Raw genomic sequence first — 16,950 nt, 5'->3', positions numbered from 1 at the left:
GTATTTGCATCTCTTTTTTTATACTTCCCACTTTGAATGTATTATACAGACAGGTTTGTCTTCTCTATAAATTCCAGTGATAAGGTGATAACTATTCTTGGTCTGTTGCTGTTCTGTAATGATCTTCACTTTTTGATCTAACAACACTTCAGACAAGTAGTTGATTTCAACTTCTACCAATTTTTTTGATTTAAAAGAATAAGGAATACTATCGAGCATCCAATCAAAGTACTTGATATTATTGACATGATTTACCGGATCAAGTTCAGAATAAACTACTGTCCGCTCTGTCACAAAATCTTGTGATGAAGGAGGTTGCAGTTTTGAAGGCTTATCTAAGGTAACAAGATCATTTCTTGTCTTCACCTCCTCCATAAATTCTTCAATAACAATTGGTCTTCTTCTCTTTAAATCGATACCAAACCAATTCGAAGATCCCTTAATAATCTCCACGTCTTGATCATTTTTAATCAAAAAATTTCTTTGAGAGGATAACTTTTGAACATCAAATACCCAAGTAGTAATATGAAGATTATCTGTCCATTTAGGCCATTGCTTCACTTCATATTTAATACTTCCTAAAACCCAAGCATGACCGTTTTTCATCATTTCTCTTAAGCCGAATTTTTCGGCATTCGAATGATTCCCTGCCACCTCCTGAAAAATCTCAGAAATGGTAGACGGTTTCATTTTATACTTTGGTCCTATTTGATGTGCCTTAACAGATTGTACCTCTCTCCAAACAGCCTCTTCTATATTACTCATCATCCATCATCTCAACAGTGAATGTAGCAGAAAAAGTTTTTCCTGTTTCTAAAATTTGATTGGCATATTTTTCTTTAAAATTATGATTGTCATCTCTTAAGTCAGCTACACCGTACCAAGGTTCAATACAAACAAAGTCTGCATTCTTACTTACAGGAGTCCAAATACCTAAAAGAGGCCAATCTTTGAATCCAATTCTTAATTTTCTAGAAGTATCTTTCTTTGTATAAATATCTAGGTATTCCGATTTGAAATGATCAATAATGATAGCATCATCTTTAAAAGTATTGTATTTTAAAGGAAGGATTTTTTCTCCTTTCAACGCATCATGTTCAATTGCCCCACTTCTAAGACCATTATCTAAAAGTAATCTTTCAAAAGGTTCTTGCTCAGAAAACTCAATAACATAATCCTCAAAAGAAGTTCCTTTCACAAAATTGGTATTAAAACCAGGGTGTGCTCCTACAGAAAAATGTATCGTTTCTGTATCAAGATTATCTACCTGATAGGTGATACTTAACTTATTATTTTTAATCTCATAAATTGTTCTGAAAACAAATTTATAAGGGTACTTTTCAATAGTTGTATGATCAAATCTCAGTTCAAAAATACAAGACAATTCATCTTGAGTAACCAACTTATGCTCCATATCTCTTGCAAAACCATGCTGAGGAAGCTTATATGTTACTCCATCTACTTCGTAATATCCTTCTTCTACTTGACCAACAATAGGAAATAAAACGGGTGCATGTCTACCCCAAACTTCCTTATCTGCCTGCCATAAATATTCTTGTTGATGTTGTTTATGATATACTGAATGTAATTCAGCTCCGTCTCTTGAAATTTTAACTGATAATACGGCGTTTTCCAGTGATACTAATCTGCTCATTTATGTCTAAATATATGGTGGTCAATATGTAATGTCTTTGATACAACTTGATGTTTCAGAAGACATAATTTATAATAGTGAAAATAAAAAAATTATATAAGAAGTAAAAAGCTAAATGGATTAAGTCCTAATAAAAAAGACTAAATGTTTAATAGACACAAATGTCAGTAAAAGAAAAAAGTTTGGATAAACACCCAAACTTTTTTCTTGAATTTTATTTTTAAAGAAGAACAGTACCCAACCATCTTTTCATTTCTCTTTCTGGTCGGTTCACTCTTTCTGAATAATCTTTTAATTGATCTTCGTTGATCTTGCCTAAACCAAAGTATCTTGATTCCTGATTTCCAAAGTACCAACCTGAAACTGCAGCAGCAGGCATCATAGCATAACTTTCTGTCAGTTCTACACCAATATTATTGGTTACATCAAGAAGCTTGAATAACTTGTCTTTTTCTGTATGATCAGGACAAGCAGGGTAACCTGGTGCAGGACGAATACCTTGATATTTTTCATCAATCAAGTCTTCGTTATTCAAGATTTCATCTTTTGAATATCCCCAAATCTCTTTCCTTACTTTTTCGTGCATCAATTCGGTAAAGGCTTCCGCCAATCTATCCGCAAGAGCTTTGACCATAATACTATTATAATCATCATGATCAGCTTCGTATTCTGCAACTAATTTATCCAAACCAATACCTGCAGTCACTGCAAAACCACCAACGTAATCTTCTCTACCTGTTTCTTTAGGAGCCACAAAATCACTCAAACAGAAATTAGGTTTACCTGCAGCTTTCTTATTTTGCTGTCTAAGGTGGCAAAGTAATTCTGTTTTCTTTGAACGATCTTCTTTATAGAAAATAGAATGATGGTGTTCTGCATCAGGTAATTCTACATCTGTTTCTTCGAAGTGATACAGTTCAATATCATCATCATTGACACTGTTTGCAGGGAAGAAACCAATGACTGCATTTGCTTGAAGCAATTTCTCATCAATGATTTTTTGCAACATCGCTTTAGCGTCTTTAAACAAATCTGTTGCTTGTTGACCAACAATTTCGTCTTTTAAAATTGCTGGATAACGTCCTGCAAGTTCCCAAGTTTGGAAGAAAGGAGTCCAATCTAGGTATTTCGCTATTTCTTCTAGATCAAATGCTTCATATACTTTCGTTCCTAAAAACGAAGGTTTAGAAATTGATGAAGTCTCCCAATCAATCGCTAGTTTATTTTTACGAGCATCTTCTAAAGAAATTAATTTCTTTGCTCCCTGACGTTTTGCGTGAGTTATTCTTAATGCAGCGTATTCATCCTTAAACTCTTGAATGACCTCTTGACGGTATTCTTTGTTTTCAGAAGTATAAGCAGAAGCAATTGGCACTGACTTCGACGCATCCAATACATGTACTACCGATCCAGAATATTGTGGATCAATTTTTACAGCTGTATGTACTCTTGAAGTAGTTGCTCCTCCAATTAGTACAGGAATATTTAACTCCTGACGTTCTAATTCTTCAGCAACATACACCATCTCGTCTAAAGAAGGAGTAATCAAACCACTTAGTCCGATAACATCTACTTTTTCTTCGACCGCAGTTCTAATGATTTTATCCATTGGTACCATTACCCCAAGATCAATAATCTCGAAGTTATTACAAGCCAATACAACGCTTACAATATTTTTACCGATATCATGAACATCACCTTTAACAGTAGCCATTAAGATTTTACCTGCTGATGAAGAAGCAGACATCTCAGGATTATTTGCTTTTTCTTCTTCAATAAAAGGAATTAGAATAGCAACAGCCTTTTTCATTACACGAGCAGATTTCACTACTTGAGGAAGGAACATTTTACCTTCACCAAATAAATCACCAACTACGTTCATCCCATCCATTAATGGACCTTCGATTACTTGAATTGGGCGATCAAATTTTTGACGAGCTTCTTCAACATCTTCATCAATAAACTCGACTAAACCTTTTACTAATGCATAAGACAAACGTTCTTCTACAGAGTTTTCTCTCCAAGATAAGTCTACCTCTTTTTTCTTTCCTTTTGATTTTACAGTTTCAGCAAAATCAACTAAACGTTCTGTGGCATCATCTCTTCTGTTTAAAAGAACATCTTCAACACGTTCTAATAAATCTTTTGGTATATCATCGTATACCTCGATCATACCTGGGTTGACAATACCCATGTCCATACCTGCCTTACCTGCATGATACAAGAATGCAGAGTGCATTGCTTCTCTAACACCATTATTTCCTCTAAATGAGAATGAGATGTTAGAAACACCACCACTTACTAATGCGTGAGGTAAATTGTCTTTAATCCACTTTGTTCCTTTAAAGAAATCAACAGCATAATTATTATGCTCGTCAATACCAGTAGCTACCGCCAAAATATTGGGGTCAAAAATGATATCCTGTGGAGGGAAACCTACTTTATTGACTAATATATCATATGAACGAGAACAAATCTCTTTTCTTCTTTCAAAGTTATCGGCTTGACCATCTTCATCAAACGCCATTACTACAGCAGCAGCTCCATATTTTTTAATTACGGTTGCTTTATGAATAAAGTCTTCCTCTCCCTCTTTTAATGAGATAGAGTTAACAATACCTTTACCTTGTAGTGTTTTTAAACCAGCTTCAATGATTTCCCATTTCGATGAATCGACCATAATAGGAAGCTTGGCAATATCAGGCTCAGAAGCGATAAGGTTTAAGAAACGTGTCATACATTCCTTAGAATCCAACATCCCTTCATCCATGTTAACGTCTATCACCTGTGCTCCACCTTCTACTTGATGTCTTGCAATTGCAATAGCTGCTTCAAAATCGCCGTTTTCAATCAGACGACGGAATTTTGCAGATCCTGTTACGTTAGCTCTTTCTCCAACGTTTACAAAAATGCTATCAGGTTTAACGGTAACAGGCTCCAAACCACTTAAGCGTTGGAAAGGCTCCAATGTTGGAATTTCTCTCACCTTAGCTTTGCTGAATGTTTCAGCAATACCATTAATATGGTCAGGCGTAGTACCACAACACCCACCAATGATGTTGACTAATCCATCAAATGATTCTAAGATTTTACTCATCTCATCTGATGTTTGATCGTACTCACCAAATTCATTTGGCAGACCCGCATTTGGATAAGCTGATACATTAACATCAGCTACACGAGATAATTCTTGAATGTAAGGACGAAGTAAATCTGCTCCTAAAGCACAGTTTAAACCTACAGAAAATAGATTTGCATGTCTGATTGAGTTCCAGAATGCTTCTACTACTTGTCCTGAAAGTGTTCTACCCGATGCATCTGTAATTGTTCCAGATACCATCAATGGCAAACGCTCTCCTTTATATAAGTTAGGAAATTCATCTTCTCTCCCTGCTGGAAAAGCAGGAACTACATTTCCTTCTTCAAAATCTGTAAAATATTTATCTGCTGCAAAAAGAGCCGCTTTACAGTTTAATGTATCAAATACTGTTTCGATTAAGATTGTATCTGCACCACCTTCTGCAAGTCCCTGTACTTGTAAATAATAAGCTTCTACAAGATCATCAAAAGTAACGGCTCTGTAACCAGGGTCGTTTACATCTGGAGAAATGGATGCTGTTCTGTTTGTTGGTCCTACAGCACCAGCAACAAAACGAGGTTTGTGAGGTTCTAACTCAGTGTATTCTGCCGCTGCCTCTTTAGCTAATTTTGCCGATGAATAATTTAATTCATAAACATCAGGCTCCATTTGATAATCGGCCATAGCGATAGTAGTACCACTAAAAGTATTCGTCTCAACGATATCAGCTCCTGCCTTAAAATATTGTTTATGAATATCACGAATAATATCTGGCTGAGTGATAGAAAGCATATCATTATTCCCTTTTACATCACAAGGGTGATCTTTAAATCTTTCTCCTCTATAATCTTCTTCACCTAGTTTATGTTTTTGAATCATGGTACCCATGGCACCATCTAGGATGAGCACACGCTCTTTTGCTAACTCTTGGAGTTTTTTCGACATCTGATATTTGAAGTTACGTTTCACATCCTCTTTTAATTAAAGAGATAAAACGTGCTTAAAAGTTATTGTTGAGACTTCCATTCCCAATTGAATGCTATAGCTCATCTTTCTCGGACACCTCCGAGGCGGGATTTGGCACCTTTTGCTGGGAGCAACGGTTGCCATGACATCTACGAGCCCGATCTCTTATGTCATTCGTGATAAGCACAGTGCAAATTAAACACAAATTGCATAAAAGACCATATAATATTGAATGAAATCCCCTTTCAGTCATCAAAATTCATAAGAATCTTCATTTTTTTTTCATTTTTTATAATGTTCATTTTGTACAATAAACATAAGAGTATTTGATACACTTTTAAATTAACTATACCCGTTGCGCAATCAGTTTAGTGATTCAATGTATATAAAAAACAAAAATCGTTAGCTGTAATAAACAACCGATTGCGCAACATGTATCGCAACTTTACGCAACACCACAAAGTATCTATCAAAAAATAATGCAAAAATACTACTTCAGAAGCCTCCTATATGAAAAGATAACAATTTGTAATTCAATTTTATAAGACTTACAATTGTATAAGACAATCACAAAGCAATCTACTGCGCAACTATGAAATGAATTCTAACTATTCTGCTATTGATTATTGTCTAAGAGTTATTCTAGAACTGCTCCTACATGTTTTATACTACACAAACATGTCCTAACTATTTTTTTGAACATGTCCGTTTCATGTCCATTTAAAACTACATTTACTAATGAAAAAATTATTACGTTTCTTCAGTCTAATGCTATTAATGACAATAGCATTTACGTCCACTTTGTATGCTCAAGAAAAAAAACTAACTGGTAAAATTCTCGATGAAAGTAGCGGCCCACTCCCTGGTGTAAATGTTATTGTCACTGGAACATCTAAAGGTACTACTACCGACTTTGAGGGAAATTTCTCTATTGTTGTCCCAGAAAATGCTACTTCATTAACGATAAGTTATATCGGTTTTTTAGATCAAGTCATCTCTATAAATAATCAGTCTACTTTTACGATCAATCTAAAAGAAGATGCCAAACAATTACAGGAAGTAGTGGTTGTTGGTTACGGTCAGATGGAGAAAAAAGATGTTACTGGCGCGATGTCTTCGGTAAAAGCTGAGGATTTTAATCAAGGTGTTATGACTTCTCCAGATCAATTGATTCAAGGTAAAATTGCTGGTGTGCAAATGACTCCATCTTCTGGTGAACCTGGTGCAGGTGTGAGTATTCGTGTAAGAGGTGGTACATCGCTTACAGCATCCAATGAACCTCTTTATGTAATTGATGGATTTCCTATAGACAATAGATCTTCTGATCCTGGAACAGCCGGTGTTTACTCTAATTCTGCTCCAAAAAACCCTTTAGCATCTATCAACCCTGCCGATATTGAATCTTTTGATATTTTGAAAGATGCTTCAGCAACAGCTATTTATGGAGCAAGAGGGGCAAATGGTGTTATTATCATTACGACTAAAAAAGGTAAAGAAGGGACTGCCAAGGTCAATTATGATGCTTATTTTGGAGTATCAACTATTTCGAAAAAACTTGGTGTACTATCTGCTGATGAATATCGTTCAGCAACTGCTGCAGAGGGTACAACCCCTTTAGACTTGGGTGCTAATACAGATTGGCAAGATGTCATGACACAACAAGCTATGACACAAAACCATAATTTAGGTGTTTCTGGTGGAACTAGTAATACGCAATATCGATTCTCTGTAAACTATTTAAATCAGGACGGTATCATGATCAATTCTGGAATGGAAAGAATTGGTGGTCGTATGAATATCACTCAAAAATTATCTGATAAAGTCACTCTCGGGGCCAATATGATGGGTTCATTCACCAAGAATAACAACCTTCCTTATGGTGTTGGTGGTGCATTAGATGGAGGTGTAATCAACAATATGATTCGTATGTCTCCACTCTTGCCGCAAGACTATTCTTCTGCCAATTTATTAGAGAAGAATCCATACATTATGGCAACGAATGTTAGAGATTTCACGAATACACAAAGAGTTTTAGGTAATGCTTTTATTGAAGCCGAATTTATCGAAGGCCTAAAGGGTAAAATCAATGTAGGGGGCGATCTTACCTCAGCAAAAAGAAATGCTTATTTACCAGGTACTATTGAATGGGTTGGCGATGGCAATGGAAATGCTGACGTTAGAAATATGAACCTACATAATATGCTATTTGAAGGTACTTTAAACTATTCTAAAACTTTTGGTAATGTAAAACTAAATGCTTTAGCTGGTTATACTTATCAATCTTTTGGGTTTGAGTCAAATAGTACGAATGCTACAGGGTTTCAAATTGATGAGATTGCTGAATACAATTTAAATGCAGCAAGTGGAGCCTTAATCATTGGATCAAACAAAGAGTCTAATAAACTTATTTCTTGGATCGGTAGAGCGAATGTGAGTATTAAGGATAAATACATTTTTACGGGTACTCTTAGAGCAGATGGATCTTCTCGATTTGGCGACAATAATAAATGGGGTGTCTTCCCTTCTGTATCGGGTGCTTGGAGAATTTCTCAAGAAGCCTTTTTAAGTAATAATAATGTCATTAGTGATTTAAAACTTAGAGCTGGATGGGGTATTACTGGTTCTCAAGAAATTGGAAACTATAGATCTTTACCTACGTTATCTGGTGATAAAGTTTACGGTGCTGTAGGCATTGGTTCTGGAGTTACTTATAACAACTATGCTAATCCGGACTTAAAGTGGGAAGAGACATCACAAATCAATATTGGTTTAGACTATGAGTTATTTGCAGGAAAAGTTTTTGGTACAATAGATCTTTATCAAAAAAATACCAAAGATTTATTACTCGAATTACAAGCATCTCAACCTGCTTCAGTAGAAAGGTATCTTAAAAATGTTGGGGAAGTTAAAAATCAAGGTATTGAACTTTCATTAAATACAGTCAACCTCTCAAAAGATAACTTTACTTGGCAAACGGGTATTGTAGCGGCTTATAACAAAAACGAAGTAGTTAATATTGGAGATTATGATCAAATACTTACTGGTGCTGTAGGTGGTCGTGGACAAGTGGGACAATTTGCTCAAGTGATCAAAGCAGGCTTACCTTACGGTACTTTTTATGGTCCTAAATTCGAAGGATTAGATGAAAGTGGAAATGCTATTGAGTCTGAAGAATCACATGTTCTTGGTCAAGCACTTCCAAAGTGGACATTAGGTATCAATAACTCTATGACTTTCGGGAAGTTTGATTTTAATTTCTTCTTTAATGGAGCTTTTGGGCATCAAGTCTTTAATAATACAGCATTAGAATTCTCATCAACAAATGATCTTTATGGTGATCAAACCACTTATAATGTGATGAAAAATGCGGTAGATGAGAACATCAGATCAACAAAATACAATTCAAAATTTATTGAGGATGCTTCTTTCTTAAGACTGTCAAACTTAACTCTTGGTTATACTTTCAACATGTCTGAGGTAAAGTACATTAAGAATTTACGCTTATATGTATCAGGACAAAACTTATTCGTGATTACTAACTACTCTGGTTATGATCCTGAAGTGAATTCTCCTGCCGCTGGCAACCAAGTCCCTCCTGTAGGTATTGATTACAACAATTACCCTGCTGCCAGAACATTCATTGGTGGTTTATCAGTTGAATTTTAATCTCTCTTTTTACTAAAACGAAACAATCATGACTAAAAATAAATGGATCAAGTTTTTTGCAATGGCTTCACTAATCGGAGCATCCTCTTGTACTAATCTTGACGAAGAACTTCATAGTTCTGTTACAGACGAATATTTCCAAAATCCCGAAAATTTACCGTCAGCAGTCGCTCCCGTATATGCTTCTTTAAGAAGTTTCTACCATCATGAAAACTATTGGGGGTTCAATCAAGTAGCTTCTGATGAAACACTTGTTCCTACTAGAGGTGGTGACTGGTACGATGGAGGAAAATGGCTTCAATTAAATGCCCATACTTGGGATGCAAATCACCCTCACTTACCTGGTTTATGGAATGCTCCTTACACTGGTATCGCAAGAGCAAATAGTTTGATTGAATCATTAGATTCATTTGAACAAACTGAAGATATTATCAAAACAAAAGCTGAAGTTCGCTTCCTTAGAGCCTATTATTATTTCGTTTTGATGGACATGTTTGGTAATGTTCCTTTAGTTCTAGTTTCTCTACATGATGGCGATACTCCTGCTTCTTCTAGACCAGAAGTTACACAATTTATTGTGGATGAACTTGAAGCCATAAAAGATTTACTTCCTGAAAACCCTGCTTATGCTAAAGTGGGTCAAGGTGCAGCTTATGGCCTATTGGCTAAAATATATTTGAATGCAGGTGTTTATTTCCAAGATGGATCTACTGTTATCGAACCTACATCAGCACAATTGGATAAAGTAATAGAGTATACATCAAAAGTGGAAACGTTAGGGTATAGTGTTTACTCTTCTTACTTAGAAACATTTAATCTGGGAAATGAAGAAACTAATTCTGACTATGTTTTCAGTATCACTTATACTGCTGATGATCCACTAGGTAATCATGGTAATAGCTGGGGTGTGCATTATGATACTTACAAAGTAAAAGGGAAGGAATGGTCTGTTCCTTCTAAATGGAATGGGTTCTCTATTATGACCAATCGTTATTCTTCTTTTCATGATGATGATTTGAGAAAAGATCAATTCTATACAGAGTTTGAAAAGGTAGACGGTAGCATTGTTCAACATGAGCCAGAATTACCTCTATTTGATGCCAATAAAACTCAGGGTGTTAGACTTATGAAATGGGAGCCTGATGCTGGTGCAGTAGGTGTTTCTTGGGGAGGATGGTCTGGTAATGACTTCCCTATTATGAGATACGCTGATGTATTATTAATGCATGCAGAAGCCCTTGCAAGAAAAGGTGATGAAGCTGGAGCGATGCAAATAATCAATACCCTAAGAACAGATGGACAACGTTTTAAAAGTGGAGCAGCAGTTGCTGATGCTAATACACATTATGCACAGCTATTGTCTAGTGGTGATGTTCAAAACGTTTTAGATTTCATTCTGATGGAAAGAGGTTGGGAATTATGCTGGGAAGGCGTAAGAAGACAAGATTTAATTCGCTTTGGAAAATATCTTGATGTTTGGGAGAATAAACAGATGGAAAATGATTCAGATGCTTTTGAATTAAGAGAGAATGACAATGGAGATGAGTATCAATTCTGGCTACCATCTAAGGGACTCCCTTCTGATGGATCAAAAAGATACTTATTCCCTATTCCTCCATCTCAAGTTGCAGCAAATCCAAATTTGAATCAGAATACAGGATATTAGATGCTAACATATACTATAAGTACATAGTTCATACTTTTTTCGCATAAATCTATTACACCATCAGACCTTGTTTGATGGTGTTTTTTTATGCTCATGATGAACATGATAATATTGAGCATCATCCAGACGATTTAAATGAGTAGATCTCTCATCTGTTTTACAGTTTATTTTAAGCATGAATGCCCACTACTTTGTTATTTACCTTAATATATCTCCCCTATTCTAAGCTTCTCTTTCATATTTTAAGTACCTCAACCTCAAAGGATATAGTAAATATTTAGCAGAGACAATCTTAAACAAAAAAAGTAATATTTTTTCAAAAAAAAATCACACTTGAATTGTACAAATTTTAAAAGAAATAAGCATATAAAATTGAAATTATCATCCATTTTTCAACCGATTGCACCCCTATTTTATATATAAATATCATCCCAGAAACCATCCGAAACCGATTGAAATTGTACATTATACACTAAAACAGGCTATATATTCAAATAGTGCAATTTTAGTTATTTTACCACTATCCTACTGAGTTTATAATATTTGTAAAAATAAATACTTTATCGTACTATTGTAATGTAAAATGAAATGAAAAAAGCAAATAATAACTACTATTTGCCGCAACAAAAGAAATGAAATCTATTTACTAATACTCTTTATGTCCAATCTAAAAGAGCAATATTATAAAAGTACAATTAAGTAAAATATATGGCGGGTTATAAGTGAAGCTTTTGTCTATGGTTTCGCTAATAGTGTCAGGAAGTTTTATCTTCCTGACATTCCCTAAAAAAAAGAAGTGTTTACACTTCAACTTTCTTAATTATAAGTAGCAATCTAATTTAAAAGAGACTCTCTCCGTTACTAAATGCAACGAAGTACTCATTAAGATAAATCTTAATCTGTATGAGAGATATTCCAAACACTTCCACTATTGGATTTTAATTAGTTTGGCTCATTTTTGAGCGCGGGGAAACTCTCCCGCCATACTTATAGACAAGTCTCCTATACCTTCACGGGTATAGGGGTACTTGTCAAGAAATTAAAACATTTGATATAGTGTATTTTTAAATACGCTATATAGGACTAACTACTAATATTTAATACCATCAAATTTTTGATAAGTATAAAAAAAGCTGTGTATTTCTACACAGCTTTTTTCTTATATTTTATTTTCATTATCCTTCACAAGAAACACAACCGTCATCGGTTACATTCATTTGCGTCCTAAGGATACTCTCTGATCTTTGATAATACAATGTTTTCACGCCTAGTGCATGTGCTTCCAACATTACTGCATTGATATCCTTTACAGGTGTATTTGGAGGGAAGTTAAGGTTTAAACTTTGAGATTGATCTAAGAATTGTTGACGTAAGGCAGCTTGACGTACAATTTGCATCTGATTGATTTCCTTGAAAGTCAAGAACAATTCTTTTTCTTCATCAGATAATCCTTTGATATTTTGTACAGAACCTCCATCAGCTAAAATTTGTTTCCAAACCTCATCTTCGTTCATTCCTTTTTCTTCTAATAACTCTACCAGTAGTTTATTCTTTCTTGAGAACACTCCTTTTGCAGAATCCATTACATAGTAGTTACTAGCTAAAGGCTCGATACCTGTACTATAACCACCAGCAATTAATGCATTAGATGTCGTTGGTGCTACAGTTAACAAAGTAGCATTTCTACGTCCCGTATCCATCATCACTTTAGGTTCTCCATAAGCATTCGCTAATTTCTCAGAAGCTCTGATAGATTGCTCTTTGATTTGCTTAAAGATAATCCTCGTCCAAGAATCAGCTGCAATACCTACAAAAGGAATTTTCTTCTTTTGTAAGAAGCTATGCCAGCCTAAAACACCCAAACCTAAAGCTCTATGATGTTTAGCAAAGTTCACAGCACGTTGCATATGCTCTATGCCTTTAGCTTTTGCAATAAATTCTTCCATTACGGCATCTAAGAAGAAGATAGCTGTCTCAACAACATCTGTATCTTTCCACTCGTCATAACGTACTAGGTTTAAAGAAGATAAGCAACATACAAACGACTCTTCATCGTTAGACGGAAGCATAATCTCAGAACATAAATTTGAAGCTTTAATTTCAAACCCTTGATCTTTGTACCACCTTGGTCTTTGATTATTAGCATTGTCCTTAAACATAACATAAGGAATGCCTTTTTCGATTCTAGACTTAATTACTTTAGCCCAAACTTCTCTAGAACGTCTGTCTCCTTCTCTTACCTTATCAATAAAAGCATCAGAAACAGTTACACCCATAAAAATGTTTTGTATACTTTTTCCTACGTCTTTAATTGTAAGAAACTCATCGATGTCACCATGTTCAACATCTAAGTAAGCAGCCAACATTCCTCTTCTTGTACTACCTTGATTCGTTCCGTTAATTACAGAATCATACATTTCTAAAAACGGATAAACACCGTTTGAAGTCCCGTTATTTGTAATCTTCGCCCCTCTTGGTCTTACATCAGACATATTTATTGATGTACCACCACCAATTTTAGACATCATCATTACCTCTCCCAAAGAAGAACCAATACCTGCAATACTATCCGGAATATAACTACCAAAACAACTGATAGGTAGTCCCCTTTCTGTTCCCATATTAGACCATACTGGAGAAGCTGGACATAAATAGTTATTCCAGATCGCATCAAAGAATCTTTTTTCAAAATCAGGTCGTTTTAAACGACTTGCTGCTGCTTTTGCGATTCTTGTGACAGCATCTCTTACAGTTTCGCCTTCAAGTAAATAGCCGTTTTGCAAAGTTTGAAGACCTTCTTTAGTCATCCAATGTGGATTCGCTTCTTGGTTTGAGGCTTCGGTAGTTAATGTAATTTCAGACATGTTATTATATGAGGGTGTGGAATTAAAGTATCAATTTTATTTAGAATAAATCATCAGCGGTAACTGATTGTGTCTTCTTTGTATATTCAGTAGGTCTTACTGCAAAGAAATCGTCATGGGCTAAACCAAATACCTCTTCATCAAACCACTGCATTTTTTTCAATATTTCTTTATCAACTTCAAAAGTTGGTTTTAAACCAATTTCTGTAAGCGATTTATTCAAACGGTCTCTCATAAAATGAACTAAATGTTCAATCGGTAAAAATTCTAATTCACCGTCTTCAAAAATACCATTTAGTAAACGTACCTCTACATCATGAGAAATTTTAGCAGCTTCGTAAATTTTCTCTTGAAGTTCTTCAGTATTTAACTCTGGATATTCAGCAAGCATAGTATTGAATAACCACATACCTGCTCTTGCATGAGAATTTTCGTCTTTTGCAGACCATTTGATGATGTTACCAATACCCTTCAGTTGATTTTTGAATTTTTTGTAGGATAACAATATGGCAAACTGAGAGAACAAGTTTACATTTTCTGTAAAGCAAGAGAATATTGCAATGCTTTGAAGTAAGTCTTGAGGCTTTGCATTTCCATTTTTATCCACAGTTACTTGTGAAAGCATCTCTAGACGTTCCATTGCTGTTTCGTCTTCTAAGAATGCCTCAAAATTATCCAAATCTAATAATTCATTTAAACGTGCATATGCCGATGCATGTCTTGCTTCATTTTCAGCAAATGTTATAGCCATCGCTTTAATTTCTGGCTTTGGAATGAATTGTCCTATCACCCCCCAAAAATCATCCTGAACGTTAGTTTCTGTTTGTGCGAATGTTTTCAAAATGTTACCAATAACGTCACGTTCTTGATCTGTTAGGTTCGTTTTGAATTGTTGCACATCAGCATCAAAGTTCACTTCAGAGTGAATCCAGAATGTTTGATGAATGGCGTCTATGAATTCTTGAGCCTTTGGGTACTCAAATGGTTTGTAAGCTACACGTTTATCTAATAAACTCATTGTTTTGGATATTTTTTTATACAACTGATGAAAACGCAAATTGTTATTCATCAACAACACAATGCTTTAAATTCTTTATAAGCGATCCAATTATGTCTTGTATAAAACACAGAAATACAAAGACAAATTCTGATGCTCCCCATTCACCCGATGGAGGTCACAAGCAAAACAAAGGCAGGTCTTCTGACTAAACTATATTATAATTGAACTTTACCCTTCCCACATAAAATATGCAGTGGATTTCACAAATTCATTCTCATAATATCACAGCTGCGGGTACAGTACAGGAGTTACACCTGATTCCCTCTTCACCAAAGTAAAATGCAAATTACTTTAAGCACCTCCGTTATAACAAATAAATATCCTTTTATTGATAATAGCAAACATTTTATAAGTAAGTTTTAATAAAAAAAAATCATTGAAATTTAGTGTGATTTTGCTTGACTGATATAAAAAAATTAGTAAAGGATACACTACTCCTTTTACTGTAAAAATTGTACTTTTTTGATACTATAGTACCATCAATTGTAAAAGTAATTTTGTAATACCACTTTTAAAAAAAAGTATATTACTCACACAATAATCTAAAACTCTCTTTATTAGTTGGCTAACGGCTATATACGTATTGATTTTACTTATTTTTTAATGGATAAATCTAAGAATACACAATGACACCTTAATTATCTTTTAGTTTCATTATAATTCAAATAATTTCAATATTCTTGTAAAATTCAAACAACTATTAAATTATACTTGATTTTTGGATAAATTATCAATATGAATTTTATTAAAATGCCTCTCCAAAAGTTAAGTACAGTCCAGAACTTTTTTCTGGGCCTATTCCATAATCTACACGAATCGATGCTTTGTCTTTTTTATTAATCAAAAACCTTAAACCACCACCTCCGGCAATTTTAAAATCTTGACCCGTAAAATTGCCATATTCATCAAAGACATTAGCAGTAGCAAGAAAAGCAGTCATACCTATTCTCCAAAATAAATATTGACGAAATTCCGTTTGTGCAGCAATCATTTTTTGATCCCTATATCTCCCTTCGTAAACCCCACGCATCATATTTAATCCCCCCATTAATGCCATCTCTCTAAAAGGGGTTAACTCTCCAAATGTTTGCTTTGTGAGACCTTGAAAAGCTAAAACAGAAGTTCCTTCTTTTTCTTTACTTAAATCAAAATATTTTCTTAAATCAAGAGTCAATACATTAAAGTCATAATCACTACCTAAATATTTGTGATACACCTCAAACCTACCCTCAATGAAAAAACCTTTTGATGGTGATAATACTAAATCTCTAGTATCCCACTTATATGTAGACCCTAAACCTGAAACACTTCCGCCTTCATAACCTGGAAGAGTAGTCACATCACCTGGAGTTCCATCTTTTTTAGGACCAAGACTTATATCCCAATAGTTGGCATATCTTAATTGCACTCCTAAAAACATTTTATCAGAAAGCTTTTTAAGAATTTGTTGTCTAAAGTCTATTTTACTCCAGTCTACTAATTGTTCATCATCAGCAGAACTGTTACTTCCTATACCGTAATACTTTTCAGGATATTTGGAATGTTCCCATGTACCTTCAAATAACCAATCTTCATTCTTTGTAAAAATTGTATGTTCTAATTTTAATCTTAACTGATTTTCTAAAGTGTAAAAACCTATAAAAGTTGCATTAGAGGGTCTTGTTCCAAAAGTAGCATCTGGCATTTTAAACTGAAACACAGAAAGCACACCAAATTCCCAACTTGTTTCTTGTGCATAAGCCGGATATGGAAAAGCAGTAATTTGCTTTTTATAAACCGTATCTTTTGCAGATAAGTCGATGTCACTTTGTGCTTTTACTACGAATGAAAATCCAGTAATGATAATCAGAAAGAATAATACAGTTTTACGCATAGATGGTTTGTCAGTTAAATTAAGTGTAATATTACTCAACAAAGACTACAATTGATAGCTTTTCATGATAATTTGAGGATTATACATTATAAAACCTTTTCATCATTTTAAAATGAAAAAAA

Annotated in this window: 8 protein-coding genes and 2 riboswitches; of the genes, 2 read left to right on the top strand and 6 right to left on the bottom strand. The window is 34.5% G+C overall.

Features of this window, described 5'->3' with window-relative positions; translation table 11 throughout:
* Positions 1-18: 18 nt before the first annotated feature.
* From NH26_RS01725 to metH, 3 genes are all read right to left on the bottom strand, one after another.
* Entirely contained in the window at positions 19-768 is a 750-nt protein-coding gene (locus NH26_RS01725; protein WP_044226803.1) for an acyl-[acyl-carrier-protein] thioesterase, read from the bottom strand.
* Entirely contained in the window at positions 758-1,654 is an 897-nt protein-coding gene (locus NH26_RS01720; protein ID WP_044226806.1) for an aldose 1-epimerase family protein, read from the bottom strand. The genes NH26_RS01725 and NH26_RS01720 overlap by 11 nt, the downstream gene beginning before the upstream one ends.
* A 220-nt stretch (positions 1,655-1,874) precedes the next feature.
* Positions 1,875-5,678 carry a methionine synthase gene (gene metH, locus NH26_RS01715; protein WP_044226808.1) on the bottom strand — a complete coding sequence of 1,268 codons (3,804 nt, stop codon included), beginning with the start codon at positions 5,676-5,678 and terminating at the stop codon, positions 1,875-1,877.
* 98 nt (positions 5,679-5,776) lie between these two features.
* Positions 5,777-5,885, bottom strand: a riboswitch (SAM riboswitch).
* 552 nt (positions 5,886-6,437) lie between these two features.
* On the opposite strand from metH, the gene NH26_RS01710 reads away from it, so the two are divergent.
* Together NH26_RS01710 and NH26_RS01705 are read left to right on the top strand one after the other, a co-directional pair.
* Positions 6,438-9,365 (top strand): SusC/RagA family TonB-linked outer membrane protein, encoded by a 2,928-nt coding sequence (locus tag NH26_RS01710; RefSeq protein WP_044226811.1) that lies wholly within the window; start codon positions 6,438-6,440, stop codon positions 9,363-9,365.
* A gap of 28 nt (positions 9,366-9,393) precedes the next feature.
* Positions 9,394-11,031, top strand: coding sequence for a RagB/SusD family nutrient uptake outer membrane protein (locus NH26_RS01705; protein ID WP_044226814.1), 1,638 nt, complete (start codon positions 9,394-9,396; stop codon positions 11,029-11,031).
* A 1,175-nt stretch (positions 11,032-12,206) separates the two neighbouring features.
* Here NH26_RS01705 and NH26_RS01700 read toward each other — a convergent pair.
* The 3 genes from NH26_RS01700 to NH26_RS01690 form a co-directional block, all read right to left on the bottom strand.
* The gene (locus NH26_RS01700; protein ID WP_044226817.1) at positions 12,207-13,895 is read right to left on the bottom strand and encodes a ribonucleoside-diphosphate reductase subunit alpha; all 1,689 of its coding nucleotides are present in this window, start codon (positions 13,893-13,895) and stop codon (positions 12,207-12,209) included.
* A 40-nt stretch (positions 13,896-13,935) separates the two neighbouring features.
* Positions 13,936-14,913: a ribonucleotide-diphosphate reductase subunit beta gene (locus NH26_RS01695; RefSeq protein WP_044226819.1), complete on the bottom strand. Its 978-nt coding sequence runs from the start codon at positions 14,911-14,913 to the stop codon at positions 13,936-13,938.
* Positions 14,914-15,069: 156 nt separating this feature from the next.
* Positions 15,070-15,273, bottom strand: a riboswitch (cobalamin riboswitch).
* A gap of 427 nt (positions 15,274-15,700) precedes the next feature.
* A complete protein-coding gene (locus NH26_RS01690) occupies positions 15,701-16,828 on the bottom strand; it encodes a BamA/TamA family outer membrane protein (protein WP_044226822.1) in 1,128 nt (375 codons plus the stop codon).
* Positions 16,829-16,950: the final 122 nt, after the last annotated feature.

The sequence above is a fragment of the Flammeovirga pacifica genome (genome assembly GCF_000807855.2).
Lineage (GTDB): Bacteria > Bacteroidota > Bacteroidia > Cytophagales > Flammeovirgaceae > Flammeovirga > Flammeovirga pacifica.
This window is presented reverse-complemented; position numbering and strand designations above follow the sequence as displayed.